General features: G+C 66.6%; 23 protein-coding genes and 1 pseudogene. 12 read left to right on the forward strand and 12 right to left on the reverse strand.

Annotation, left to right across the window (positions count from 1 at the left end; all coding sequences use genetic code 11):
- The first annotated feature begins 38 nt into the window (after nucleotides 1-38).
- The gene (locus NFH66_RS05255; protein WP_349608893.1) at nucleotides 39-1559 is read left to right on the forward strand and encodes a hypothetical protein; all 1521 of its coding nucleotides are present in this window, start codon (nucleotides 39-41) and stop codon (nucleotides 1557-1559) included.
- Nucleotides 1560-1672: 113 nt separating this feature from the next.
- Here NFH66_RS05255 and NFH66_RS05260 read toward each other — a convergent pair.
- A pseudogene (locus NFH66_RS05260) lies at nucleotides 1673-1942 on the reverse strand (deoxyribose-phosphate aldolase); the annotation flags it as partial.
- Nucleotides 1943-2035: 93 nt separating this feature from the next.
- Between NFH66_RS05260 and NFH66_RS05265 the strand changes: the two are divergent.
- On the forward strand, nucleotides 2036-2716 hold the full coding sequence (locus NFH66_RS05265; RefSeq protein ID WP_349608895.1) for a CBS domain-containing protein: 681 nt from the start codon (nucleotides 2036-2038) through the stop codon (nucleotides 2714-2716).
- A 114-nt stretch (nucleotides 2717-2830) separates the two neighbouring features.
- On the opposite strand, the gene NFH66_RS05270 is transcribed toward NFH66_RS05265, so the two are convergent.
- From NFH66_RS05270 to NFH66_RS05280, 3 genes are all read right to left on the reverse strand, one after another.
- Nucleotides 2831-3985, reverse strand: a complete 1155-nt coding sequence (locus NFH66_RS05270; protein WP_349608897.1) for an aminotransferase class V-fold PLP-dependent enzyme — start codon at nucleotides 3983-3985, stop codon at nucleotides 2831-2833.
- Between the two features lie 116 nt (nucleotides 3986-4101).
- Nucleotides 4102-6279: a phosphate acetyltransferase gene (pta, locus tag NFH66_RS05275; protein ID WP_349608899.1), complete on the reverse strand. Its 2178-nt coding sequence runs from the start codon at nucleotides 6277-6279 to the stop codon at nucleotides 4102-4104.
- A complete protein-coding gene (locus NFH66_RS05280) occupies nucleotides 6276-7460 on the reverse strand; it encodes an acetate/propionate family kinase (RefSeq protein ID WP_349608901.1) in 1185 nt (394 codons plus the stop codon). The genes pta and NFH66_RS05280 overlap by 4 nt, the downstream gene beginning before the upstream one ends.
- A gap of 132 nt (nucleotides 7461-7592) precedes the next feature.
- Here NFH66_RS05280 and NFH66_RS05285 point away from each other — a divergent pair, with 132 nt between their 5' ends.
- Nucleotides 7593-8504, forward strand: a complete 912-nt coding sequence (locus NFH66_RS05285; RefSeq protein WP_349608903.1) for a DMT family transporter — start codon at nucleotides 7593-7595, stop codon at nucleotides 8502-8504.
- 7 nt (nucleotides 8505-8511) lie between these two features.
- On the opposite strand, the gene NFH66_RS05290 is transcribed toward NFH66_RS05285, so the two are convergent.
- Together NFH66_RS05290 and NFH66_RS05295 are read right to left on the reverse strand one after the other, a co-directional pair.
- The gene (locus tag NFH66_RS05290) at nucleotides 8512-8748 is read right to left on the reverse strand and encodes a diacylglycerol kinase family protein (RefSeq protein ID WP_349608905.1); all 237 of its coding nucleotides are present in this window, start codon (nucleotides 8746-8748) and stop codon (nucleotides 8512-8514) included.
- 5 nt (nucleotides 8749-8753) lie between these two features.
- Nucleotides 8754-9380, reverse strand: coding sequence for a diacylglycerol/lipid kinase family protein (locus NFH66_RS05295; protein ID WP_349608906.1), 627 nt, complete (start codon nucleotides 9378-9380; stop codon nucleotides 8754-8756).
- A gap of 176 nt (nucleotides 9381-9556) precedes the next feature.
- Here NFH66_RS05295 and NFH66_RS05300 point away from each other — a divergent pair, with 176 nt between their 5' ends.
- Nucleotides 9557-10057 carry a porin family protein gene (locus NFH66_RS05300; protein WP_161430353.1) on the forward strand — a complete coding sequence of 167 codons (501 nt, stop codon included), beginning with the start codon at nucleotides 9557-9559 and terminating at the stop codon, nucleotides 10055-10057.
- A gap of 118 nt (nucleotides 10058-10175) precedes the next feature.
- On the opposite strand, the gene tenA is transcribed toward NFH66_RS05300, so the two are convergent.
- The 4 genes from tenA to NFH66_RS05320 all read right to left on the reverse strand — a co-directional run bounded on the left by tenA (nucleotide 10176) and on the right by NFH66_RS05320 (nucleotide 12662).
- On the reverse strand, nucleotides 10176-10844 hold the full coding sequence (tenA, locus tag NFH66_RS05305; protein WP_349608909.1) for a thiaminase II: 669 nt from the start codon (nucleotides 10842-10844) through the stop codon (nucleotides 10176-10178).
- A gap of 23 nt (nucleotides 10845-10867) precedes the next feature.
- Complete coding sequence (locus tag NFH66_RS05310) at nucleotides 10868-11797, reverse strand: lysophospholipid acyltransferase family protein (RefSeq protein ID WP_349608911.1); 930 nt, start codon at nucleotides 11795-11797, stop codon at nucleotides 10868-10870.
- Between the two features lie 4 nt (nucleotides 11798-11801).
- A complete protein-coding gene (locus NFH66_RS05315; RefSeq protein ID WP_161432563.1) occupies nucleotides 11802-12179 on the reverse strand; it encodes a DUF4870 family protein in 378 nt (125 codons plus the stop codon).
- An 84-nt stretch (nucleotides 12180-12263) separates the two neighbouring features.
- A complete protein-coding gene (locus NFH66_RS05320) occupies nucleotides 12264-12662 on the reverse strand; it encodes a VOC family protein (RefSeq protein ID WP_161432562.1) in 399 nt (132 codons plus the stop codon).
- A gap of 55 nt (nucleotides 12663-12717) precedes the next feature.
- Between NFH66_RS05320 and NFH66_RS05325 the strand changes: the two genes are divergently transcribed.
- The 6 genes from NFH66_RS05325 (at nucleotide 12718) to NFH66_RS05350 (ending at nucleotide 20402) form a co-directional block, all read left to right on the forward strand.
- A complete protein-coding gene (locus tag NFH66_RS05325) occupies nucleotides 12718-13362 on the forward strand; it encodes a class I SAM-dependent methyltransferase (protein ID WP_349608914.1) in 645 nt (214 codons plus the stop codon).
- A gap of 212 nt (nucleotides 13363-13574) precedes the next feature.
- On the forward strand, nucleotides 13575-14984 hold the full coding sequence (locus NFH66_RS05330; RefSeq protein WP_349608916.1) for an MFS transporter: 1410 nt from the start codon (nucleotides 13575-13577) through the stop codon (nucleotides 14982-14984).
- A 106-nt stretch (nucleotides 14985-15090) separates the two neighbouring features.
- On the forward strand, nucleotides 15091-16884 hold the full coding sequence (locus tag NFH66_RS05335; RefSeq protein ID WP_349608918.1) for an acyl-CoA dehydrogenase: 1794 nt from the start codon (nucleotides 15091-15093) through the stop codon (nucleotides 16882-16884).
- A 93-nt stretch (nucleotides 16885-16977) separates the two neighbouring features.
- Entirely contained in the window at nucleotides 16978-18609 is a 1632-nt protein-coding gene (locus NFH66_RS05340) for an acyl-CoA synthetase (RefSeq protein ID WP_349608920.1), read from the forward strand.
- Nucleotides 18610-18642: 33 nt separating this feature from the next.
- Nucleotides 18643-19491 (forward strand): 3-hydroxybutyryl-CoA dehydrogenase, encoded by an 849-nt coding sequence (locus NFH66_RS05345; protein WP_349608922.1) that lies wholly within the window; start codon nucleotides 18643-18645, stop codon nucleotides 19489-19491.
- 116 nt (nucleotides 19492-19607) lie between these two features.
- Entirely contained in the window at nucleotides 19608-20402 is a 795-nt protein-coding gene (locus NFH66_RS05350; protein ID WP_349608924.1) for an enoyl-CoA hydratase/isomerase family protein, read from the forward strand.
- A gap of 182 nt (nucleotides 20403-20584) precedes the next feature.
- Here the strand turns inward: NFH66_RS05350 and NFH66_RS05355 are convergent, their stop codons facing one another.
- Both NFH66_RS05355 and NFH66_RS05360 read right to left on the reverse strand, forming a co-directional pair.
- Nucleotides 20585-21010 (reverse strand): VOC family protein, encoded by a 426-nt coding sequence (locus tag NFH66_RS05355; RefSeq protein ID WP_349608926.1) that lies wholly within the window; start codon nucleotides 21008-21010, stop codon nucleotides 20585-20587.
- Nucleotides 21011-21056: 46 nt separating this feature from the next.
- Nucleotides 21057-21533 carry a peroxiredoxin gene (locus NFH66_RS05360; protein ID WP_349608928.1) on the reverse strand — a complete coding sequence of 159 codons (477 nt, stop codon included), beginning with the start codon at nucleotides 21531-21533 and terminating at the stop codon, nucleotides 21057-21059.
- Nucleotides 21534-21720: 187 nt separating this feature from the next.
- Here NFH66_RS05360 and NFH66_RS05365 point away from each other — a divergent pair, with 187 nt between their 5' ends.
- Together NFH66_RS05365 and NFH66_RS05370 are read left to right on the forward strand one after the other, a co-directional pair.
- Complete coding sequence (locus NFH66_RS05365) at nucleotides 21721-22800, forward strand: NAD(P)-dependent alcohol dehydrogenase (protein ID WP_349608930.1); 1080 nt, start codon at nucleotides 21721-21723, stop codon at nucleotides 22798-22800.
- A 556-nt stretch (nucleotides 22801-23356) separates the two neighbouring features.
- A complete protein-coding gene (locus NFH66_RS05370) occupies nucleotides 23357-24103 on the forward strand; it encodes a hypothetical protein (RefSeq protein WP_349608932.1) in 747 nt (248 codons plus the stop codon).
- The last annotated feature ends 237 nt before the right edge of the window (nucleotides 24104-24340 follow it).

Raw genomic sequence — 24340 nt, forward strand, 5'->3', positions numbered from 1 at the left:
ATGCGCTGCTATCGTGAACCCGACAGCGAGGCCCTTGCGTGATCCACGTCGAACGTCAGGACAGCCTGCACCTCAAGGTTTCCCGCGTGCTGCAGGAGGAGACCTCGCATCGGCTCGATCTCTTTCTGTTCGTGCCCGGCGAGCTGGGCCTGACCGGTCAGGTGATTCCCGAAGAGGACTTCTATCACGGCTCCATCCATGTGAAGCGTACCTACTTCAGCGACCGCTACCGCCTGCCGCTGGTGCTCAGTCGCCTGGCCGAGCGCGGCAAGCTCGATGCCGAGCACTATCGCCTCAGCCTGAGCCTCTATGCCTATCAATATGTGCTGGCCATGGAGGGCGCGATTCAGCCGCTGATCGACGATGTGCGGCGCGCCAGAAAGGACGAGAAGGTGGAGAAGGCTGAAAGGGAGAGGGGGGAAGCGGAGGGCGCCCAGGCCAAGGACGCCGATAGACGCGCCTCCGAGCCGCGTTCTCAGCAGCCGAAGGGGGCGGAAGGCGAGCAGATGGCGGAGCTGGAGCACAGGCTGGCCGAGCATATCGACCTGGCGGTCAGCATTCTCAGCCGCCTGCGGCGTCAGGAGCCCAGTGACGAGAGCCTGCTCCGCTATTTCGCCACCATCGACAACTACCTCTCCTGGTTTACCGAGCAGCGCCTGCTGGCGCTGCTCGCCGGCCTGCCCCGGGGGTCACGCTTTCGCCCGATACGCGCACGGCTGGTGGAGATCGTTCGTGCCGAGGATGCCTACCGCCGCGAGCGAGAGTACAACTCCGCCCGGGTGACCCGTGACCCGACGCGGATGTCCAACAAGATGCGCTTGCTGCGTCGGCTGATCGAGCACCCGGTGACGCTCAAGCAGAAGAATCAGGAGCTGGGTGGTGCCGAGCAGAAGGCGGTGAAGGCCTTGGCCACCGCGGTGGTGATGGTGTTCGTCTCGCTCGGCCTGCTGCGTGTGCGCGATACCCTGGCCGATATCACCGCGCTCTTCGTGCTGGCCATGGCCGGCATCTACGCCCTGCGTGAGGTCTTCAAGGATGACCTGCGCAATACCCTGTGGCGGCTGCTGCGTCGTGGCCGCCCCAAGTGGCGTCGCCAGTACCTGGATCCGACCCGCGACCAGGTGGTGGGGCGCCAGCTGGAGTGGTTCGACTACAAGCGTTTCAACCGACTCGACGACGAGATCAAGCGTGTGCGCAAGCGCAGCGTGGCACAGCGCGAGGAGGTGGTGGTGCACTATCGCTCACACTCGCGGATGTCGCCGACCCGCTTCCTGAGTGGCTACGACCACACCCGCGAGACCCTGACGCTTGACCTGTCACCGATCGCCCGGCTGATGGACAAGAGCAGTCGCCGTGTCTATTGGCTGGGGGAGGGCGACCAGGTAGTGCGTGAGGAGGTGGAGAAACGTCACCTGCTCAACCTGGTGATCCGCGAGACCCAGGGCAGTGCCTCCACCACCCTGCAGCGCTGGAAGATCGTGATGAGCCGCTCGCGCATCGTCGACGTGGAGCAGGTGCATGCCGAGGGGCCGGGGCACGATACAGCGCCGCGAGAATGAGCCATGGCTCTTCCCCCCACGCGTTATCGAATCGGCCTCTTCGTTCCCGCCGGCAAGACGTGACCTTCGATCCGCCGCCCGGCTCGGGCGGCGGATCCCGGCGTGTCCGGGCTCTAGCCTCCGGCCGGTGCCACCACCAGTCCCAGGGTGACCAGCAGGTCATCGAGCAGATCGGAGGCCCCGAAGCGGAAGTGCCCGGGAGTGATCCAGTTGGCGCCCATCACCCGCTCGGCCAGCGCCAGGTAGGCCTGGGCGTCCTCGGCGGTGCGCACGCCACCGGCGACCTTGATGCCGACGTCGCGGCCGCTGGCCTTGATCGCTTCGAGCAGGGTCTCGACGGCTTCCAGGGTGGCATTCACCGCCACCTTGCCCGTAGAGGTCCGAGCGTTGACAGTTTTTGGCCTGGATCAAGGCGAAGTGCGTGGGGCATTGCTATGTTGCTTATAACAAGCCCCTGAACCTGTTGGAGAACGTCGATGCAAGCCGCCGATATCATGACCCGTAACGTCATCACCGTAGGTCGAGACAGCGAGGTGCGCGAGATCGCCAGCCTGCTGCTCGAGCACGGTATCAGTGCCGTGCCGGTGGTGAGCGATGCCGGCAAGGTGCTGGGCATCGTCAGCGAGGGCGACCTGATCCGGCGGGTCGAGGATGACAAGCGCAACAAGTCCTGGTGGCTGCGGCTGTTCGCCGTCAACGACCCGGGCGAGTACGTCAAGTCCCATGGACGCCGTGCCCATGAAATCATGACTCCCGACCCCCTCACCATCGGTGAGGACATGCCGCTGCATCAGATCTCTCGGTTGCTGGAGAAGCATCACATCAAGCGGGTGCCGGTGGTCACCGACGGCAAGCTGGTGGGTATCGTCAGCCGTGCCAACCTGCTCCAGGGCTTCGCCGTGGCCGGTCCCGAGACCGTGGTCAGCACCGATGATCGCGAGATTCGCGTGGCGATCCTCAAGGAGATCGACGCGAACACCGGGGTGCTGGTCGACCGCATCAATGTCATCGTCAGCCAGGGCCAGGTGGAGCTGTGGGGCCTGGTGGAGAGCGATCAGGAGCGCATGGCGGTGCAGGTCGCGGCCGAGAACACCGCCGGCGTCAAGGAGGTCAAGAACAACTTGGGCTACGTACCGCGTGGCTTCGGCGCCGCCTGACCTCCCCATCGGCGAGCGCCGGTTGGCATGCGCATCCGAATGAGAACGTGAAGAGGGCGGCCCATGGGGCCGCCCTCTTGCATCGTGCAGGCGTGATCGGCTGGGAGAGTCCGCTTAGGCCTCGTCGGGCTGGGTCGGGACCGGCTTCGCGACCTTCTCCAGGGCCTGGCGCAGGGTGTCGATGCTGCGCTGGTGGTGGTGCAGCTTCTCCAGGCCGAACAGCCCGATACGGAAGGTCTGGAACCCGTCCCCTTCGTCGCACATCAGCGGCACGCCGGCGGCGAGCTGCAGCCCCTCCTCGGCGAAGCGGCCGACGATGCCGGGGTCGTCGGTATAGCAGACCACCACGCCGGGGGATTCGTAGCCGGGGGCTGCCACGCTCTTGTAGCCGAAGTCGGCGAGCAGTTCACGCACGCCGCTGCCCAGCGCCTGCTGCTCGTCACGGACCTTGTCGAGGCCGTACTGCTCGATCTCGAGCATGACGTCGCGCAGCGTCACCAGGCCATCGGTGGGCAGGGTGGCGTGATAGGCATGGCCGCCATTCTCGTAGGCTTCCATGATCGAGAGCCACTTCTTCAGGTCACAGGCGAAGCTGGTGCTGGTGGTCTCCTCGATGGTCTCGCGGGCCAGGCGGGAGAGCATCACCATGGCGCAGCAGGGCGACGCGCTCCAACCCTTCTGCGGCGCGCTGATCACCACGTCGACGTCGAGGTCCTGCATGTCCACCCACATGGTGCCGGAGGCGATGCAGTCGAGCACGAACAGGCCGCCCTCCTCGTGGATGGCGTCGGCCACCTGACGGATGTAGTCGTCGGGCAGCATCATGCCCGAGGAGGTTTCCACGTGGGGGGCGAAGACGATGTCGGGCTGGGTGTCGCGAATGGTGTCGATCACGTCCTGCAGCGGCGCGGGGGCAAACGGCGAGGTAGTGTCATCCTCGTCGAGGCGACGCGCCTTGCGCACGTTGATGTCGGCGGGGATGTGGCCCATCTCGAGGATCTGGCTCCAGCGGTAGCTGAACCAGCCGTTGCGCAGTATCAGGGCACGGCGGCCCTTGGTGAACTGGCGGGCGACGGCCTCCATGCCGAAGGTGCCGCTGCCGGGCACGATGACCGCACTATGGGCGTTGTAGACTTCCTTGAGGTGCGAGGAGACCTCGCGCATCACCTTCTGGAAACGAGCCGACATGTGATTCAGCGAGCGGTCGGTATAGACCACCGAGTATTCCAGCAGGCCATCGGGGTCGACATCGGGAAGCAAGCCGGGCATCTCTTTACTCCATCTTGGTTCTGGCCTTCCAGTGCGAAGGCAACGGGTTTCTCAAGCATATTCCCATTACCGGGCCGGGGCCAGCCGTGGCGGCGGCGGCGGACAATGTCGAGCGCTCAACTGGCCTGGGCCGCCTGGATGGCGGTGAGGGCGATGGTGTAGACGATGTCGTCCACCAGGGCGCCACGGGAGAGGTCGTTCACCGGCTTGTTGAGGCCCTGGAGCATGGGACCGACGCTGACCACGCGGGCGCTGCGCTGCACCGCCTTGTAGGTAGTATTGCCGGTATTGAGGTCGGGGAACACGAACACCGTGGCGCGCCCGGCCACCGGCGAGTCGGGTGCCTTCTGGCGACCGACGCTCTCGATGGCCGCGGCGTCGTACTGCAGCGGGCCGTCGATGCACAGGTCCGGCGCGCGTTCACGGGCCAGGCGCGTGGCCTGGCGTACCTTCTCGACATCGGCGCCGGAGCCGGATTCTCCGGTGGAGTAGCTGATCATCGCCACTCGCGGCTCGATGCCGAAGGCCGCCGCCGAACGAGCGCTCTGGATGGCGATCTCGGCCAGGGTCTCGGCGTCCGGGGTTGGATTCACCGCGCAGTCGCCATAGACCACCACCTGTTCGGGCAGCAGCATGAAGAAGACCGACGATACCTGGCGGTAGTCCGGGGAGGTCTTGATCAGCTGGAAGGCGGGACGCACGGTGTTGGCGGTAGTGTGCACGGCCCCGGAGACCAGGCCGTCGACCTCGCCCTCGGCCAGCATCATGGTGCCGAGCACCACATTGTCCTGCAGCTGGTCCTCGGCGGTGAGCTCGTTCACCTTGCCGGCCCGGCGCGCCACCATGGGCGCCACGTAGCGCTGGCGGATGGCGCCGGGATCGACGATCTCGAGCCCCTCTGGCAGCTCGATGCCACGCTGGCTGGCGACCTCCTGGATCTCCTCGCGCCTGCCGAGCAGCACGCAGTGGGCGATGCCGCGCTGCTGGCAGATCACCGCGGCCTCCACGGTGCGCGGCTCGCTGCCCTCTGGGAGCACGATGCGCCGGGCAGCGCGCTGGGCCAGCCGCACCAGCTGGTGGCGGAAGGCGGCAGGGGAGAGGCGACGCGGATAGCCCTGGCTGAGGGTCTCCTTGAGCCACTTGAGGTCGAGATGGCCGGCGACGAAGCGCGTCACCTGCTCGGCGCGTTCGTCGTCGTCGATGGGGATATCGTTGGCCATGCGATCGAGGCGTTTGGCGGTGTCGAAGCTGTCCGAGTCCACCGCCAGCACCGGCAGGCCGCTGCGCAGTGCGGGGCGACAGATATCCACCATCGACGCGCTGGGCTGTTCGCCGTGAGTGAGCAGCACGCCGGCCAGCGGCACGCCGTTCATGGTGGCGAGTGCGCTGGCCAGCAGGATGTCGTCGCGATCGCCCGGGGAGACGATCAAGCGGCCCGGCTTGAACACATGCAGTGCCCGGGAGGCGCTGCGCGCACACAGGCTGGTGCCCATCACCCGGCGCGTGGCGGCCTCGCCCTCGTGCAGGAACTGGGCGCCCAGCGCGCGGGCCACATCGATGACCCGCGGCGCGGAGAGGGCGTCGTGCCAGGGTACGGCGCCGATCAGCCGGAACTGCTGGCCATCCAGGGCGGGCAGGTACTGGCGCAGGGTATCGGCCAGTTCGCCGTTGGTGTTGGCGGCCAGTTCGGGAGCGGCGAGCGGGGGCGTGCTGGCCGTTTCCGGCAGCGGGCGCACGCGCATCAGGATGCAGCCCAGGGTGCGCGAGGAGCGCGCGCCGTCGAAGGGTTGGGCGTGGATGTCGAGCTGCTCCGCCAGCTGGCGGGGATCGCTCAGGTCACCGTCGGCCACCAGGATCACCCTGGCATCCAGGGCGCGGGCCAGCTCGGCGTTGAGCTGGCCGGCATAGCTGCTCTGGGGGCTGGCCACCAGGCCCTCGACCACCACCAGGTCGGGGCGTGTCTCCTCCTCGCCGGCGGCGGCTCGCGTGTGCCTGGCGACCGCCTCCTCCATCAGGTCGGCGATGCGGTCGTCGCGCAGCAGTTTCTCCACGCGCGCCTGGGGCAGCGGCTCGAGGGCGCTGAGGCCCAGGGTGCTGCGGGCCAGTGCCGTGGAGCGGTCCGGCCCGGGCCCGTTGATCTCGTCCTGGCGAAAGGGGCGCAGGAAGCTGGCCTTCAGGCCCAGGGTGTCCAGGGCGCGAATCAATCCCAGGCAGGCGGATGTGAGGCCAACGCCGGTGCCGGTGGGCACCAGCAGCAGGGTGCGGGGTTCGGGGCGTATGGAGCTGACGGTCATGCGGGAGTCTCGCTGAGGAGTTGGCGGGTCTCGAAGGCGATCTGGCCCTCCTCGTCGGTGGGGATCACCCAGAGCTCGGGCCCGGCGTTTCCGGCATCGATGCGGCCCTCCTGGCCGCCCACGGTCTCGGCGTTGGCCGTGGCCGAGAGGCGCAGCCCGAAGTGGGGCAGGGCCTCTATCACCCGGGCACGCACCGCGCTGGCATTCTCGCCGATGCCGCCGGTAAAGACGATACCGTCGAGTCGCGGCAGGGAGCAGGAGAGGGCGGCCAGGGACTTGGCGATGCGATAGCAGAACACCTCGATGGCGAGTTCGGCGCCGGGATGGTGCTCGGCGGCGGCCTGTTCCAGGCGGCGCATGTCGTTGGAGATCCCGGAAAGGCCCAGCAGGCCGCTCTCCTTGTTGAGCAGGGTGTCGATACGCTCCAGCGACCAACCGAGCTGCCGGCTCAGGTGGGCGTGCAGGCCGGGGTCGACGTCGCCGCTGCGGGTACCCATCACCAGGCCCTCCAGGGGAGTCAGGCCCATGCTGGTATCCACACTCTGGCCCTGCCACACGGCGCAGGTCGAGCAGCCATTGCCCAGATGGGCAACCAGCCAGCCGCCATGGGCGCGGGTGGAGAGATGATCGACGCGCCCGCTGACGTAGGCGTGGCTGCTGCCGTGGAAGCCGTAGCGACGGATGCCGTGCTGGGCATAGAGGTGCTGGGGCAGGGCGTAGCGGTAGGCACGCGGCGGCAGGCTCTGGTGGAAGGCGGTATCGAACACCGCGACTTGGGGCAATGCCGGGAACAGCGCCAGGGTGGCGCGCACCCCCACCAGGTTGGCGGGGTTGTGCAGCGGAGCCAGGGCGCCGGTGGTCTCGATGGCGCGCAGCACGGCGGGGTCGATACGGGTGGCGCCGGTGAAGCGCTCGCCGCCGTGCACGATACGGTGGCCCACCGCGGCAGGGGGCGGGCCGCCCAGGCGCTCGAGGATCACGGCCATGGCCTCGGCGTGGTCGGCGCCGTGCAGGGGCTGTGAGAACACGCGTCCGTCGGCATCGACCCCCTTCAGCCGCGCATCGTTGACGCCCAGGCGCTCGGCCAGGCCCGACTGGCGAGGCAGGGCCGGATCCTCGGGTACCAGGGCATACTTGATGGAAGAGGAGCCGCAGTTGATCACCAGGACCGGGTCGCGCATCGGGTAGTCTCGTGGACAGGGTGAGACGTTAGGCTAACATGGTGTCCCGTCACCGGTAGTGCCAATTATTTGATGTTCGTCATGTTTTTTGGCGAAGCCACTGTTTCCAGATTATTTACGCAAGGAAGCCCCATGTCGAAAGCCTCCATACTTCCCCGCCCGCTGGCCATTACGCTGCTGTGTAGCGTGGCCACGCTGTTCGCCGCCAATCATGTCGCCGCGCGGGTGGCCTTCGACGAGGGCACCGGGCTGCTGCTGGCGATCCTGGTGCGCTCCAGCGTGGCGCTGGTGGTGTTAGGTGCCCTGGTGATGTTTCAGCGCAAGTCGCTGCGTCTGCCGGCCGGCACCGCCGGCTGGCAACTGCTGGTGGGCTTGCTGGTGGTGGTGCAGAGCCTCTCCCTCTATTCGGCGGTGGCGCGCATCCCGGTGGTGGTGGCACTGCTGCTGATGAACACTCTGCCGATCCAGCTGGCGCTGATCAGCTGGGCGATGGGCGGGCCGCGCCCGACGCCGCGGGCGGCGCTGGTCATGGGGGTGATCCTCGTCGGCCTGGTGGTGGTGCTGGATGTACCGACCTGGCTCGCCGACCCCGGTGCCATGGGATCCGGCTGGTTCCTCGGCGTGGGGCAGGGGCTGGCCGCCGCCTTCGTCTTCGCCTGGGCGTTGTGGATCACCGAGCACCACCTGGACGAGGTGGGCAGTACCCTGCGCAGCCTGCTGACCATGCTCACGGTGCTGGTCAGCATGCTGGCGGCAGGCGTCGCCGGCCTGGTTCCGGGCGGCATGGACCTGCCACAGAGCCTTGCCGGTGCCTGGGGCCTGGCCGCGCTGGGGCTCTTCTACGGCGTGGCCTTTTCCATCCTGTTCATCAGCGTGCCGCGCCTGGACATGGCGCGTAATGCCCCGGCCATGAACATGGAGCCGGTGGCGGCACTGGTGCTGGGTTACCTGGTGCTCGGCCAGACGCTGTCGCCCGTTCAACAGCTGGGGGGTGGCCTGGTACTGGCGGGAATCGTGATCCTGGGGCTGTCGAAGCAGGAGTGAAGGTGGCTCAGCAGGGCCCGACAATCACTCGTAGCGCCGCAGGCTCGACGCGTAGCGTCAGCTCCCGGAAGTGGCCCAACGACTCGCCGTCGGCGGTCACCCGGTGCCCGTGATGCATGGCGATGCGGCATGTCGACGGCCGGCGCACCAGCACGCTGTCGTCATCCTGCGGCGTATGGCCGAGCAGGCGAGTGACCATGAAGGTCCAGAGCAGGCGCCACCAGGGGTGTGGGCGTACCGCCACCAGGGTCAGGTGGCATCCCAGGCACAGGCGCCCGGCACCTTTGATCCGCCGCCGAAGAAGGCCCCCGAGGCGATGGCCAGCGACAGCCAGCGCTCCTCGATGATCTCGTTGTCGGTCTCCAGGCGCGCCTGGAAGCCGCGCAGCAACCCAAGGCGGCGCAGCTGCGGCAGGACGGCGGCATAGCTGAAGCGCCCCAGCCAGCGCTTGAGGCGCGGTGAGGCCTGAGTGGCCGGCAGCGTGCCGAGGCCCACATGGACCACGTTGAGGAACAGCTGGTCATCGAGCCAGCCGACATCGACCCGCGCGCTCGGTGCCCGCGCGACCAGCTCGCAGAGGGCATCGGGATCCTCCGGCAGGCCGAGGTTCCTGGCGAAGTCGTTGGCGGTACCCGACGGCAGCACGCCCAGGATGGCTCCGCAGGCATGACACGCGCGAGCAGCCCGGTTGACCGAGCCGTCGCCGCCCGCGACCAGCACGATATCGTCGGCCGAAAGCGCCGTCTCCCAATCATCCTCGGCGAGATCACGCACCTGCAGCGAGGTGATGCCGGCGCGCTCGAGGCGTGGCTTCCAGAAGCCCTCGCCGCGGGAGCCGTTACCGGCCCGGGTATTGGCGATCAACCAGTGGCGCATCCTCGGGTCCTGTCCAGCGTGAAGGCTCAGTATAGCCGGGAGTACAGGTGGGCGGCATGTCGCCACTCGCCGACGCGGCGTAGCGCAACTTTACACATTTGTCCCTTGATACATTGTCGTAGAGGGACCACACTTATCGGCGTTAGGAAACGGTGTTCATTAATGAGGAGTACGTCATGAAGACCCTGACCATTGCCGCTCTGACTTCCGCCCTGTTCGCCGCCGGCGCCACCGCTGCCCAGGCCCAGCAGCCTCCCTATCCCCAGGGCTATGTGGGTGGTGACGCCATGTTCTGGGAGGTCGATCCCGATGGTCGTGCCGACAGCCGTGATGGCACCGGCCTGCGCGTCAACGGCGGTCTGAAGTTCAACGACTACTTCGCCGTGGAGGGCCACCTGGGTGGCGGCGGCTCCGATGGGAGCGTGGAGCTCGACTCCCTGGTGGGCCTCTATGCCAAGGGTATCCTGCCGGTTTCCCAGGAGTTCCGCCTCTATGGCCTGGCCGGCATGACCGACGTGGACTTCGACGTCGACAGCGAGTCGGGCTTCTCCTACGGTGCCGGCGCCGAGTTCGACGTGGCGCCCAACCTGGCGCTGGGTGCCGACTACATGCGCTATCTCGACGAGGACCAGTACGACTTCGATGCCGCCAGCGTTGGCGTACGCTATCGCTTCTGATGTTTGGCACTACCCGTTGTAATGCGCGACGCCCCCGCTGCCAAGCAGCGGGGGCGTCCTGCGTCTGGGGTGCCGGGTCACTTCGGGCGTGACCGTCGCCGCTCCCGGGCGGGCTCCGTCACAGGCTGCGGTCCAGCCCCATCTGCCAGAAGTCGATCTCCAGGCGCGTGGCGTCTCGGAACACCTGGACGAGCTCGTCGAAGCGACGCGGGGTGACCTCGGCCAGGCGGGCGTCGAGCCAGGCCTCCTCGGTGCGTCGGGCGGCCTGGAACTCCTCGCTCTCGTACATGGCGATCCAGGCGTCATAGGGGTTGGCGTTGCCGCGCAGGGTGGCGGGGCGTGAATTGAGCCAGTCGGCGATCACGCCGTAGCCCACCAGGCAGGGGGCCAGGGCCACATGCAGGTCGAGCAGGTCGCCGCGGTTGCCGGTATCCAGCACGTAGCGGGTGTAGGCCATGGTGGCGCGCGCTTCCGGCAGCTCGGCAAGGTCGGCCTCCGAAATGCCCCAGTCCCGGCAGTAGTCGATATGCAGGCCAAGCTCGACATCGATGATGGTCTTGAGGCCCTCCAGGCTATGGCGCAGCTCGGTGATATCACGGCTCTTGTAGGCCGCCAGGGCATAGGCGCGACCGAAGTGGATCAGGAACAGGTAGTCCTGCTGCAGGTAGTGGCGAAAGGCGTCTGAGGCGAGGGTGGCGTTACCCAGGTCGCGTACGAAGTCGTGCTCGATATAGGCGCGCCAGTCGGCGTGGCAGGCGGCGGTAAGGTCGCTGAAGCGATAACCCATGGTCGTCTCCGTAGTGGAAGGGGTCAGTAGATCCGGAAGCGGCGGTGCTCGGGATGGCCTTCCTGCTCCTGGATCACCTTGCGGTAGCGCTTGTACTCCCACTGGTACTGGGCGGGATCCAGGGCGATGGCGGCCTCCACGCAGGCGTTGACCCCGGTGGCCGACTCGACCTCGTCTGCCTGATAGACGCGCTGGTCGGCGGGCAGGAAGTGGATCTCGAAGCCCCGGCCGGGAATCCGGCGTGCCACACCGGTGACCACACGGGCCTCGGTGCGGGCGACGAGCTTGGGCAGCAGGGTGGCGGTGTAGGCGAGACGACCGAAGAAGGGCGCGAAGACGCCACTGCCCCAGTTCGGTTCCTGGTCGGGCAGGATGCCGATCGCCTCGCTGCGCTTGAGCGCCTTGAGCAAGGCGGCCACACCGCGCGGATTGGTGGGCACCAGGCTCGCCCCCATGCGTTCGCGTCCGGCGCGGGTCACGGCGTCGAGCTCGATGATCTTGGGTGGCTCGTACATGGCGGTGAAGGGGAAGTGGCTGGAGAGCCAGAAGTTGAGCACCTCCCAGTTGCCGAAGTGGGGGGCCAGCACGATGACTCCACGCCCCTCGGCGCGCGCCTCGTCGAGCAGTTCACGGCCATGCACGGCGAGTATCGAGGCCTCGACCCGACCGGGTTCGCCCATCCAGGCGAAGCCGATCTCGAGCATGGTGGCGGCGGAGTGGGTCAGGCTCTCGCCGGTGAGGCGGCGACGATCGGCAGCGCTCTGCTCCGGGTAGACCTGGGCCAGGTTTGCCTCGGTGACCTCGCGCTCGCGGCGGCTGAAACGCCGCACCAGCGGACCGATCAGGCGCGCCAGGCGCCACAGGGTGGCGAGCCGGCGACCGGCCAGCGATCGCCACAGGGTCTCGATGGCGCGGGCCTGCAGTGCGCTCGTGCGGGAAGAAGCCTTGGCCATGCCGTTACACCAGCCAGGTGTCCACGTTCTCGGGAGAACGCTTCTCCTGCAGCCCCTTGAAGCCCTTGACGCAGCGGATCACCAGCCACACCACGGCCACCAGCCACAGCACGAAGCCGATCAGCACGAACATCAGTACGCCGGACAGGCAGAAGTAGAGCAGGCCGATCCAGAAGGTGCGTACCTGGTAGCGATAGTGCTGGTCGAGCCACTCCGGCCCCTTGCCGCGGTAGACATAGGCGATCACCACGCCAACCAGGGCGGTGAGTCCCCCGGTGACGATGCTCGCCAGGTAGAGGGCGTAGATGACCATGGGGAGCGTCGTGTCGACCGGCTCGGGACTCTCGATGACCACATTGTCGTTCTGCAGGTTGTCGCTCATGGCGTGGGCTAACGTCCTGGTTCGGTATGGAAAGCTGGCCACCCATGATACCCAGCGAGGGCGGCAATGCCAGTGTTGGAGGTCTCAGTCGGCGTCGGGTGCGCTGCGCAGCGGTCGGCTGATCTCGAGCAGGTTGCCGTCCGGGTCGCGCAGATAGAGGGACTCGATGGCCCCGGTGGCGCCCTGGCGCTGTACCGGCCCCAGCTCGATCTCCACGTCCAGTGCCTCGAGGTGGCGGGCCACCTCATCCAGCGGCAGCAGGCTGCGCAGGCAGAGGTCCAGGCTGCCGGGAGTCGGCGTGGCGGCCCGGGGCTCGATATCGGTGGCGGTCCAGTGCAGGCGCAGGGCCAGGTCGCCGAGGATCAGGTCGACGCGTTCGCGATCGCGGTAGCGTACCTCCAGCCCCAGCACCCGGGAGTAGAAGTCCACGGCGCGGGAAATGTCGGTCACGGTGATGACCAGATGGTCCAGACCTGACAGCATTCGTCTCTCCTTGCAGGATTGTTCAGGCGTAAATGGCTCTGCCACAGAGGATACGATGATGCCGACCTGCCCGCTATGCGCATCCGCCGATACGGCGTTCTACCACTGCGATGCGCGGCGCGAGTACCACCGCTGCCGATGCTGCACGCTGGTCTTCGTGCCGCCGGCCTTCCGGCTCGATCCCCAAGCGGAGCGGGCGGTCTACGACCAGCACGAGAACTCGCCGGACGACCCCGGCTACCGGCGCTTCCTGTCGCGGCTCTTCGAACCGCTTAAGGCCAGGCTCGAGCACGGTGCCCGTGGGCTCGACTTCGGCGCCGGGCCGGGGCCGACGCTGTCGGTGATGTTCGAGGAGGCCGGTCACCGCATGGCGATCTATGACCCCTTCTATGCCCCCGGCGCCTCGGTACTTGAACAGTCCTACGATTTCATCACCGCCACCGAGGTGGTCGAGCACCTGTTCGCGCCCGGCAAGGAGCTGGCGAGGCTGGCGAGCCTGCTGCGGCCCGGTGGCTGGCTCGGGTTGATGACCAAGCGGGTCACCGACCACGCCGCCTTCACCCGCTGGCACTATATTCTCGATCCCACCCATGTGAGCTTCTTCGGCGAGGCGACCTTCCGCTGGTTGGCCGATGAACTCGGGATGAGCATCGAGTTTCCCGCCGCCGATGTGGTGCTGCTGCACAAGAGGCCGAGCTGATGGCGGAGGATATTGCCGAAATGCCCTCCGTTGCCGGAAGAAAACGCTGGCATCGTCCCCGGCTCCGGAAAAGCGATTGACTGGCGGATGATCGGGCGTATGATTCGCGCGCTCAGCATGGCGGGCGAGGGCGTCTCGATGCCTCCTGCCAGGCGCCTTTGCGGCGCATCTGCCACTCTTCTCTTCTACCTCCTTCCCGTGTGAGGCATGCAATGTCGCGGCAACTGCTGGCCATGGCCCTCGCTCCCCTGCTGGGGCTCTTCATCCTCGGTATCGGCAACGGCTTCCTGGCCACGCTGATCACCCTGCGCCTGGACGCCGCCGGGGAGTCGGCGGCGGTGATCGGCGGGGTGTCGGCGGCCTACTTCATTGGCCTGGCGCTGGGGGCCATGCTGAATGACCGCCTGCTGTTGCGCATCGGCCATATCCGCGCCTACGGTAGCTTCGCCTCGCTGGTGGCGGTCACCGTGCTGCTGCAGGGGCTGGTGGAACATCCCTGGGCCTGGTTCGCCCTGCGTCTGGTGGGCGGCTGGGCCACGGTGGGGGTCTACCTGGTGATCGAGAGCTGGCTGCTGGCCTCGGGGGAAGCCCGGGTGCGTGGCCGCCTGCTGGCGCTCTACATGATTGCGCTCTACGCCGCGGGGGTGCTCGGCCAACTGTTGCTGGGCGTCACCGAGGCCATGGGCGGGGCGTCGTCGTTCATGGTGATCGGCATGCTCGCCTCGCTCTCGGTGCTGCCCATGGCGATGATCCCTCAGTTCACGCCGATGGTTGAAAAGGCCGAGCCGCTCTCGCCCCTGCGCCTGATCATGCTGACCCCAACCGGGGTGATGGGCAGCTTCGGTTCGGGGCTTGTCGTGGCGGGGGTCTACGCCCTGCTGCCGCTCTACCTGCAGCGCGCCGGCTTCTCGGTCGATCGCGTTGGCCAGATGATGGCGGTGGTGGTGCTCGGGGCGCTGCTGCTGCAGTACCCGGTGGGGCGCTGGTCGGACCGCCATGACCGCCAGCTGGTACTGATCCTGATCGGGGCCTTCTGCGCGCTGATCTCCGCGGCGATGCTGTGGTTGCCGCTGAATACCTGGAGCCTGGCCGGGCTGCTGTTCCTGCTGGGTGGCGGCGTCTTCTCGCTCTACCCGGTGGCGCTGGGCCACGCCGCTGACCGCGCCCCGGCGGGAGCGCTGGTGCGCATGAGCCAGGGCCTGCTGCTGATCAACGCCATCGGCTCGGCGGTGAGCCCGCCGCTGATCTCGCCGGTGATGACGCTGCTTGGCGATGCCGGCCTGTTCTGGAGCTTCGGGGCCATAGGGCTCTTCCTGGTGGCCTTCTTCGGCTGGCGACGCAGCGTGCGCCCGGCGCCGGTGCCGGTGGCGCCCTTCCATCCCACCGCGCCGATGTCCGCCGCGGGCGCCGAGCTGGTGGTCACCGAGGAACTGGTGCAGGGCGCCATCGAGCACGAGCACATGGAGGACCTCTCCGACGCCGTGCCCGAGGTGGAGGTGGCGGAGCCGCTGGTGGGCCCGCCGCCGCCCGACGAGTCGCATGTCGCCTACTTTGAGGAGGCCGAGCCCGGGGAGGCGCCGACCCAGGCGGAACTGGCGCTGGAGCCCGCCGAGGGGCGCTGAGGGCGTCTGCGACACGGTGCCTGAGATCGTCTGCGACCTAGGGCTAATGGCCGGCGAAAAGTAGGGAATCTACTATCGGCGTTATCATTTTCCCTGAGGTGTTTCGATGACTCCCTTCGCCGCCCCCGTCCGCGACCTCCGCTTCGTGCTCGAGGAACTGCTCGAGCACGGCTCGCTCTCGCTACCCGGCTTCGAGGAGGCCAGCCCCGACCTGGTGGAGGCCGTGCTGGAGGAGGCGGCGAAGCTCGCCGGTGAGGTATGGGCGCCGCTCAATGCCAGCGGCGACCGCCAGGGGTGCGCCCGGCGCGACGATGGTGGCGTCAGCGTACCCGACGGCTTTATCGAGGCCTATCAGGCCTACGCCGAGGGTGGCTGGAACGGCATCGGCGTCTCCGAGGCGCTGGGTGGTCAGGGGCTGCCCGAGGTCGTAGCAAGCTCGGTCCAGGAGATGCTCCACGGCGCCAACATGGCGCTGGGCCTGTGCCCGATGCTGACCGCCGGTGCCATCGAAGCGCTGGCCCACCACGGTAGCGACGAGCAGCAGGCGACCTACCTGCCGAAGCTGGTCGAGGGCACCTGGACCGGCACCATGAACCTCACCGAGCCCCAGGCCGGCTCGGACCTCTCCAAGGTGCGCACCCGCGCCGTGCCCCAGGAGGATGGCAGCTACCGGCTCTTCGGCCAGAAGATCTTCATTACCTGGGGCGAGCACGACGCCGCCGAGAACATCATCCACCTGGTGCTGGCGCGCAAGCCCGATGCCCCCGAGGGCAACAAGGGCATCTCGCTGTTCCTGGTGCCCAAGTTCCTGGTCAACGAGGACGGCTCGCTGGGCAGCCGCAATGACGTCACCTGCGCCTCCATCGAGCACAAGCTGGGCATCCACGGCTCGCCCACCTGCACCCTCGCCTTCGGCGAGAACGACGGCGCCACCGGCTACTTGGTGGGCGAGGAGGGGCGCGGCCTCAACCACATGTTCACCATGATGAACGAGGCGCGCCACAAGGTGGGCATCCAGGGTATCGGCGTGGCCGAGCGCGCCTGCCAGCACGCCTTCGCCTACGCCCTGGAGCGTACCCAGGGGCGCAGCCCGCGCTCCGGTCGCAGCGACTGCACCATCAGTGACCACCTGGATGTGCGCCGCATGCTGCTCTCCATGCGGGCGCGCACCGATGCCCTGCGGGCGCTCGCCCTCTACTGCGCCGCCCAGCTCGACGTGGCCCGCCACGCCGCCGATGATGACGAGCGCAAGGCGGCCCAGGCGCGGGTCGACGTGCTGATCCCGGTGGTCAAGGCCTTCTCCACCGACCAGGCAGTGGAGATCGCCTCGCTGGGGGTTCAGGTCCACGGCGGCATGGGCTTCATCGAGGAGACCGGCGCCGCCCAACTGCTGCGCGATGCGCGAATCGCCCCGATCTACGAGGGCACCAACGGCATTCAGGCGCTGGACCTGGCGGGGCGGAAACTGCAGCGCGACGGCGGTGCGGCCCTCGAGGGCCTGATCGATAAAGTGGAAGCCACCGCCGCGGAGCTCGAGGCGAGTGCCGAACACGTCGAGCTCGGCAGGAGCCTGGCCGGGGGTGCCGCCGACCTGCGTGCCGCCATGGTGGCGGTGCTGGAGGCGGGTGCCGACCCCGAGAGTGGCGCCGATGCCGTCCAGGCCTACGCGACTCCCTTCCTGAATCTCGCCGGTCACGTGCTGTGCGCCTGGCAGATGGGACGGGCGGCCCTCAAGGCCAGTGCCGCCCAGGCCAGCGGCAGTCAAGAGCCGTTCTACTCGGCCAAGCGCCAGAGTGCCGACTATGCTATCCGTCAGTGGCTGCCGTTGGGCCGCGCCCAGCGTGCGGTGATCGAGGCCGGCATGGCGAGCCTGGCAGCCTTCGACGCCACCCCCCACTGATTCCCGCTTCGATTCGCCGCCGGCCCTGCGCCGGCGGCCTCCTTTCGGTCCACGAATTCTTCCATGGCCAAGCGCCAGATCACGGAGCCTCCCATGAGCCAGAGCATCTTCGAACAGGGCCTGCCGCAGACGCCGGCCAACCACGTGGCGCTCTCGCCGCTGACCTTTATCGAGCGTACCGCCTCGGTCTATCCGGACTACCCGGCGGTGGTCCACGGCGAGATCCGTCGCGACTGGGGTACCACCTGGGAGCGCTGCCGCCGGCTCGCCTCTGCGCTTGCGAAGCGCGGCATCCAGCCGGGCGAGACGGTGGCCGCCATGCTGCCCAACGTACCGGCGATGTTCGAGGCCCACTTCGGCGTGCCGCTGGCAGGCTGCGTGCTCAACACCCTGAATATCCGCCTGGATGCCGAAGCGATCGCCTACATGCTGGAGCACGGCGAGGCGAAGGCAATCCTGGTTGACCCCGAGTTCAGTGATGTCATCGAGGAGGCGGTGGCGAAGCTGGACGACAAGCCGCTGATCATCGATGTGGCGGACCCCGAATTCATGCCCGAGGGGCGTGCCATCGGCGAGCTGGAGTACGAGGCGCTGATCGCCGAGGGTGACCCGGCCCACCCTTACCGGCTGCCCGAGGACGAGTGGCAGGCGATCTCGCTGAACTACACCTCGGGGACCACCGGCAAGCCCAAGGGGGTGGTCTACCATCACCGCGGTGCCTACCTGAACGCCACCAGCAACATCCTGGTGTGGGCGATGCCCCACCATCCGGTCTACCTGTGGACCCTGCCGATGTTCCACTGCAACGGCTGGTGCTTCCCCTGGACCATCGCCGCCGCCGCCGGCACCAATGTCTGCCTGCGCAAGGTGGAGCCGAAGAAGGTGATGGACCTGATCGCCGACGAGGGTGTGACCCACTTCAGCGGCGCGCCCATCGTGCTCAACGGCCTGGTCAATCTGCCCGCCGAGGACAAGCGCGACTTCGATCACCCGGTGAAGGTCACCACCGCGGGTGCGGCACCGCCTGCCTCGGTGATTGCCGGCGTCGAGAAGCTCGGCATCGACGTGACCCACGTCTACGGCCTCACCGAGGTCTATGGTCCGGTCACCTCCTGCGCCTGGCGCGAGGCCTGGAATGAGCTGCCCATGGAGGAGCGAGCCAAGCTCAAGTCTCGCCAGGGGGTGCGCTACCACATGCTGGAGGCGCTCTGCGTGGCCGATCCCAACACCCTGGAACCGGTGCCCAAGGATGGTCAGACCATCGGCGAGATCCTGATGCGCGGCAACAACGTGATGAAGGGCTACCTCAAGAACGCGGCGGCCACCGAACAGGCGCTCGAAGGCGGCTGGTACCATACCGGCGACCTGGCCGTGTGGCATGCGGACGGCTACATCGAGATCAAGGACCGCTCCAAGGACATCATCATCTCCGGCGGCGAGAACATCTCCACCATCGAGGTGGAGGATTGCATCTACTCGCACCCGGCGGTGGAAGAGGCCGCGGTGGTGGCCAAGCCCGACGAGAAGTGGGGCGAGACCCCCTGTGCCTTCGTCAAGCTGAAGGTCGGTTACGGCGAGGTCACCGAGCAGGAAATCATCGACCATTGCCGGACGCACCTGGCGCACTTCAAGGCGCCCAGGACGGTGGTCTTTACCGAGTTGCCCAAGACCTCCACCGGCAAGATACAGAAGTTCGTGCTGCGCGACGAAGCGCGCAAGCAATAATTGCCCAGCCCAAAAAACCAAGGAGAGAGTGCAATGAGTGAGCAAGCGATCGGCGTGGTGGGTGCCGGCACCATGGGGCAGGGCATCGCCCAGGTACTGATCCAGAGCGGCTTCGCCGTCAAGCTCTATGACGTGGCCGACGAGCAGCTTCAGCGCGCCCGCGGGGCCATCGACAGGGGGTTGGGCAAACTGGTGGCCAAGGACAGGCTCGCGGAAGCCGACAAGGACGCCGCCCTGGCGCGCCTGGATGCCTCCACGGCACTGGATGCCCTGCGCGACTGCGAGGTGATCATCGAGGCCGCCCCCGAGCAGCCGGCGCTCAAGGAGAAGCTATTCCGCGACCTGAGCCGTCTGACCCACGACGCCATCCTGGCCTCCAACACATCCTCGCTGTCGCTGACCCGGCTGGCCGCGGTGTGCGAACGCCCCGAGCGGGTGATCGGCATGCACTTCTTCAATCCGGTGCCGGTGCTCAAGCTGGTCGAGGTGATTCGCGCCGAGCAGACCTCTGATGCCACCGTGGCGCGCATCGAAGCGCTCACCGAGGCCTTGGGCAAGACCGCCGTCGCCATCGGCGACTCTCCGGGGTTCGCGGTCAACCGCCTGCTGGTGCCGATGATCAACGAGGCGGCCTTCCTGCTCCAGGAGGGCGTGGCCAGCGCCGCGGACATCGACGCATCCATGCAACTGGGCGCCGCCCACCCCATGGGCCCGCTGGCGCTGGGTGACCTGATCGGCCTGGACGTCTGCCTCTCGATCATGGAGGTGTTGCAGGAGGGCTTCGGCGATCCCAAGTATCGCCCCTGCCCGCTGCTCAGGCGCATGGTGGCTGCCGGCTATCTGGGGCGCAAGAGCGGCCGCGGCTTCCATAGCTACGCCTGATCCGGCTCCGACAAAAGAGGGGATTGCCGCCCAACCAAGCGTTCGCTAGGGTTGGGCGGTATCATCGCTGATAGCGCTACAACCCCGTCCTAACAATCATCCCAGAGGAGCCTCCCATGAGCGAGACACTGATCGATGTGGTAGACAACGCCGGCATCGTGCGCCTGACCATCAACCGTCCCAAGGCACTCAACGCCCTGAACAGCGCCGTGCTGGCGGAGCTGGAGCGCGTGCTGGCGGAGCTGGAGCGCGTGCTGGCGGGCCTGGAGGGTCGCGAGGACCTGCGTGCCGTGGTCATCACCGGCGCCGGCGAGAAGTCCTTCGTGGCCGGCGCCGATATCGCCGAGATGCGCGAGAAGACCCCGGAACAGGCCCGCGACTTCGCCCGCCAGGCGCTGGATACCTTCAAGCGCCTGGAGACCCTGCCGGTGCCCACCGTGGCGCTGGTCAACGGCTTCTGCCTGGGCGGCGGCTGCGAGCTGGCGCTGGCCTGCGACTGGGCGGTGGCCAGCGACAACGCCATCTTCGGCCAGCCCGAGGTGCTGCTCGGCGTGATCCCCGGTTTCGGCGGCACCCAGCGGCTGCCGCGCCGCGTAGGCCCGGCCATGGCCCTGGACCTCTGCACCACCGGACGCAAGATCGACGCCGCCGAGGCGCTGCGCATTGGCCTGGTCAACCGGGTGATGCCCCAGGCCGAGCTCGAGGGCTACGTGGAGGAGCTGGCCAAGCAGCTCGGCGGCAACGGCCCTCAGTCGGTGCGTGCCGCCAAGCAGGCGATCCACGACGGCATGGGCCAGGAGCTGGACAGCGCCCTGGCGCTGGAGAATGCTCTGTTCGCCTTCTGCTTCGCCGGCGGCGAGCAGACCGAGGGCATGAACGCCTTCGTCGAGAAGCGCAAGCCGAACTTCTGATTCCTCAGTGTTTCTGCGCGTGACGGCCGGCCGTGGCAGCGATGCCACGGCCGGGTTGTTTTGTCACCCCATGCCACGCCGAGGGGGAGGCGGCCGATCAGGCCGCATAGCCACGGGGCTGGTCCATATCGGCGACTCTCCCTGGGGCGTCGGACGCGTGAGGCACAGCAGGTCGCGCGGCCTCACTTGGCGAACAGCTGGCCCATGTCCTTGAACGCCTTGAACTCCAGAGCGTTACCGCAGGGGTCGAGCAGGAACATGGTGGCCTGCTCGCCCACCTGACCCTGGAAGCGCACATAGGGTTCAATCACGAACGCGGTGCCGCGCTCACGCAGCCGCTTGGCGAGCGCCTCCCAGTCGTCCCAGCCGAGCACCACGCCGAAGTGGGGCACCGGCACGTCATGGCCGTCCACGGCGTTGGTGTGGGCATTGTCCTGGTAGGGCATCTTCGGGTGCTCGTGGATCACCAGCTGGTGGCCGAAGAAGTCGAAGTCCACCCAGTGGTCGCTGGAGCGACCCTCCTCGAGGCCGAACACCTCGCCATAGAAGGCGCGTGCCGCGGGCAGGTCATGGACGGGAATCGCCAGGTGGAAGGGGGCAAGGCTCATGGCAGTCTCCTCTTGCGTGGAAGGGGCGAGGCAGGGCAGTCCTGCCTTACAGCTGGGCCAGCAGGGTCTCGGCGCTGCTCTGGTCGACCCCCTTCTCGTCGATGCCCAGGTATGTCACCACGCCGTCGTCGAGGAGCATGGCGAAGCGCTGGCAGCGGGTGCCCATGCCGGCGGCGCTGGCGTCCTTCTCCAGCCCCAGCGCCCGAGTGAGCTCGGCGTTGCCATCGGCCAGCATGGTGATGGCCTGAGCATTCTGGTCCCGCTGCCAGGCGCCCATCACGAAGGCGTCGTTCACCGCCAGGCAGGCGATGGCGTCGACCCCCTTGGCGAAGATCTTGTCGGCATTGACCACGAAGCCCGGCATGTGGGTGTTGGAGCAGCCGGGAGTGAAGGCGCCGGGTACCGCGAACAGCACCACCTTGCGGCCGGCGAAGAAGTTGCCGGTGCTGAGGTCCTCGGGGCCATCGGGGCCGTTGGTCTTGATGGTGACGTCGGGGAACCGGTCGCCGGTGGCAATCGTCATGGGGTACTTCCTTCTTCTGATGAAAGGGTGGGATACCGCGACTCGCCAGTCTGCCTCGACCAGGCGGAGAACACCAAACACCGCCTTTCACGCTTGGCCGGCCACTCCTTGATGTCTGTCATGGTGGAATCGCGTTTGCCTGCTATAGCTGTAGGGGTCACCCTTCCTCGCCATCCAGGAGTCCGCCATGCCCGCCATGATGAAAGCCGCCGTCTTCGTCGAGCCCGGCCGCATTGAGATCGATGACCGCCCGATCCCCGACATCGGCCCCAACGACGCCCTGATCCGGGTGACCACCACCACCATCTGCGGCACTGACGTGCATATCCTCAAGGGCGAGTACCCGGTGGAGAAGGGGCTCATCGTGGGCCACGAGCCGGTGGGGGTGATCGAGAAGCTCGGGGCCAACGTCCAGGGCTATCGGGAGGGTCAGCGAGTGATCGCCGGCGCCATATGCCCGAGCTTCACCTCCTACGCCTGCCAGGACGGCTGCAGCTCCCAGGACGGCGGCCACCACGCCCACGGCTACAAGCCCATGGGTGGCTGGCGCTTCGGCAATACCATCGACGGTGCCCAGGCCGAGTACCTGCGGGTGCCGGATGCCCAGGCCAACCTCTCTCCGGTGCCCGACGGTCTCACCGATGACCAGGTGCTGATGTGCCCGGACATCATGTCCACCGGCTTCGCCGGGGCGGAGTCGGCCAACATCAAGATCGGCGACAGCGTGGCGGTGTTCGCCCAGGGCCCCATCGGCCTGTGCGCCACCGCCGGCGCCAGGCTGCGCGGCGCGGGGCTGATCATCGCCGTGGATGGCGTCGACGAGCGCCTCGAGATGGCCAGGAAGATGGGTGCCGACGTCACCCTCAACTTCCGCCAGGTGGACGTGGTGGACGAGATCCGCAAGCTCACCGGCGGACGCGGGGTGGACGCCTCCATCGAGGCGCTGGGGCTGCAGCAGACCTTCGAGCAGGCGCTGCGGGTCATCAAGCCCGGCGGCACCCTGTCGAGCCTCGGGGTCTACTCCGAGAACCTGAGCATCCCGCTGGACGCCTTCTGCGCGGGCCTGGGTGATCACCGCATCGTCACTTCGCTCTGCCCCGGCGGCAAGGAGCGCATGCGCCGGCTGATGCAAATCATCGACAGCGGCCGCCTGGATCTCGGCCCCATGGTCACCCACCGCTATCCGCTGGAGAAGATCGTCGACGCCTACGACCTCTTCTCCCACCAGCGCGACGGCGTCCTCAAGATCGCCCTGGAGGTCTCTTGAGGTTCGCTACTCCCCGGCCGGGCGGAATGTTCCGCCCGGCAATCCTTTATTCCCTGTCGGCAATGTCTCACAGGCCATATGGTGAATCGCTGACAGGGTGACTGGCGGATTGCGTAATCTGGACCAACGTTGACGGGTGATGCCGCAAATATGGGCATTATCGGTTAGGCTGCTGGCTAATGGTCCTTTGGGTAATGAGGTGCAGGGGCTTATGCCGCAGTCAGCGTCTTCCCTCGCGTCGTCGTCATGTTGCCTGTAGGAGCTCGATTTATCGGGCGAAGAGCCGCTATCGACCCATAGCTGCCATTAAGATGAAAAGCGCGCGCCTATGGACCGCCTCGCCGCTACTGGATTCCATGCTTTGGCAAATCGGAGCCGGAAGCAGTGATGAAGCTACTATCGATGAGGGGTTAAAGCGGACCGATGGCCAGCAGCCAATGCACATACCATCATGAGATGATCAATTTTTATCTCTTCCTGGTCAGTCGCAAAAATAGCGCTAAGTTACACTGAAGAATTGGTGCGAGATCATGGTATGACAGTCACGGAGAGCTGTATGGAAGTTTTCAGCCAATTCGACACGTACAGCCTGAAGGCACGTGTCTTCCCTGCTCTAATATCGGGCCTACCTACACTCGTTTTATTGTTCATGCTTGTACCTTGGGATCGCCTCGCTCTCTCCCAAGTGATCGCAGCCAGCATGGGCCTAGTGCTTATTTTTGCATTCGCCGACATGGCTAGGCACAAAGGGAAAAAGCTCCAAGAGCGTCTAGGAACGGGCGAAACGCCGAACCAATGGCACCGGGGAAACCCGGATGTTCCGGAAGCTTCGAAGGATCGGTACCGAAGCTTCATCGCCGAGCAGTTGGCGCTAACCGCACCTACACCCGAGGATGAGCAAAATTTTCCGAAGCGTTCCACCGATTTTTACCGGTCTGCTAACGCCTGGTTGCGCGAAGAAACACGCGATCACACTGCATACCCACTTCTCTTTGCTGAAAACATTACGTACGGTTTCCGCCGAAATCTCTCAGGCCTCAAGCCAATCGCTCTGGTGTGCAATCTGTTGGTACTGCTTCTCTGTGTTGGAATATTGTACTTAGAACCAAGTTACTTTGTCGCGCTTCCAAATATGGGGGAAAAAATCTATCTGACCGTAGCCGCCGTATTTCTGCACTCTGCTTACTTAATGACCGCAGTTAACGAATCGGCAGTGAAAGAGGCCTCTCGAGCCTATGGCCGACAACTAATCCTGAGTTGTGAAGCACTGATTCGCTCCCACAAATCCAACATGACCAAGTAAGGTGCGCCATGGCCGTACGCGATCACACGATGAGCTGCGGCCGATTTTGCCGTAGGTTCTTCAGCAAAGAGCCCTTGAAGGTCTTGCTGAACACTTTGCGCATGATGGTCTTCCGAATAACATTACGCAGAAACGGAACGGAGTTCGGCCAGCACTCACTCGGCGTCCACTTCCCCAAATTTGCTGGCCGACACGCCAAATGAAGACAGCCGACCGCTCGGCGACCAGCGCACTTAG

Source organism: Halomonas sp. H10-9-1 (assembly GCF_040147005.1).
In the GTDB taxonomy this organism is placed as follows: domain Bacteria; phylum Pseudomonadota; class Gammaproteobacteria; order Pseudomonadales; family Halomonadaceae; genus Halomonas.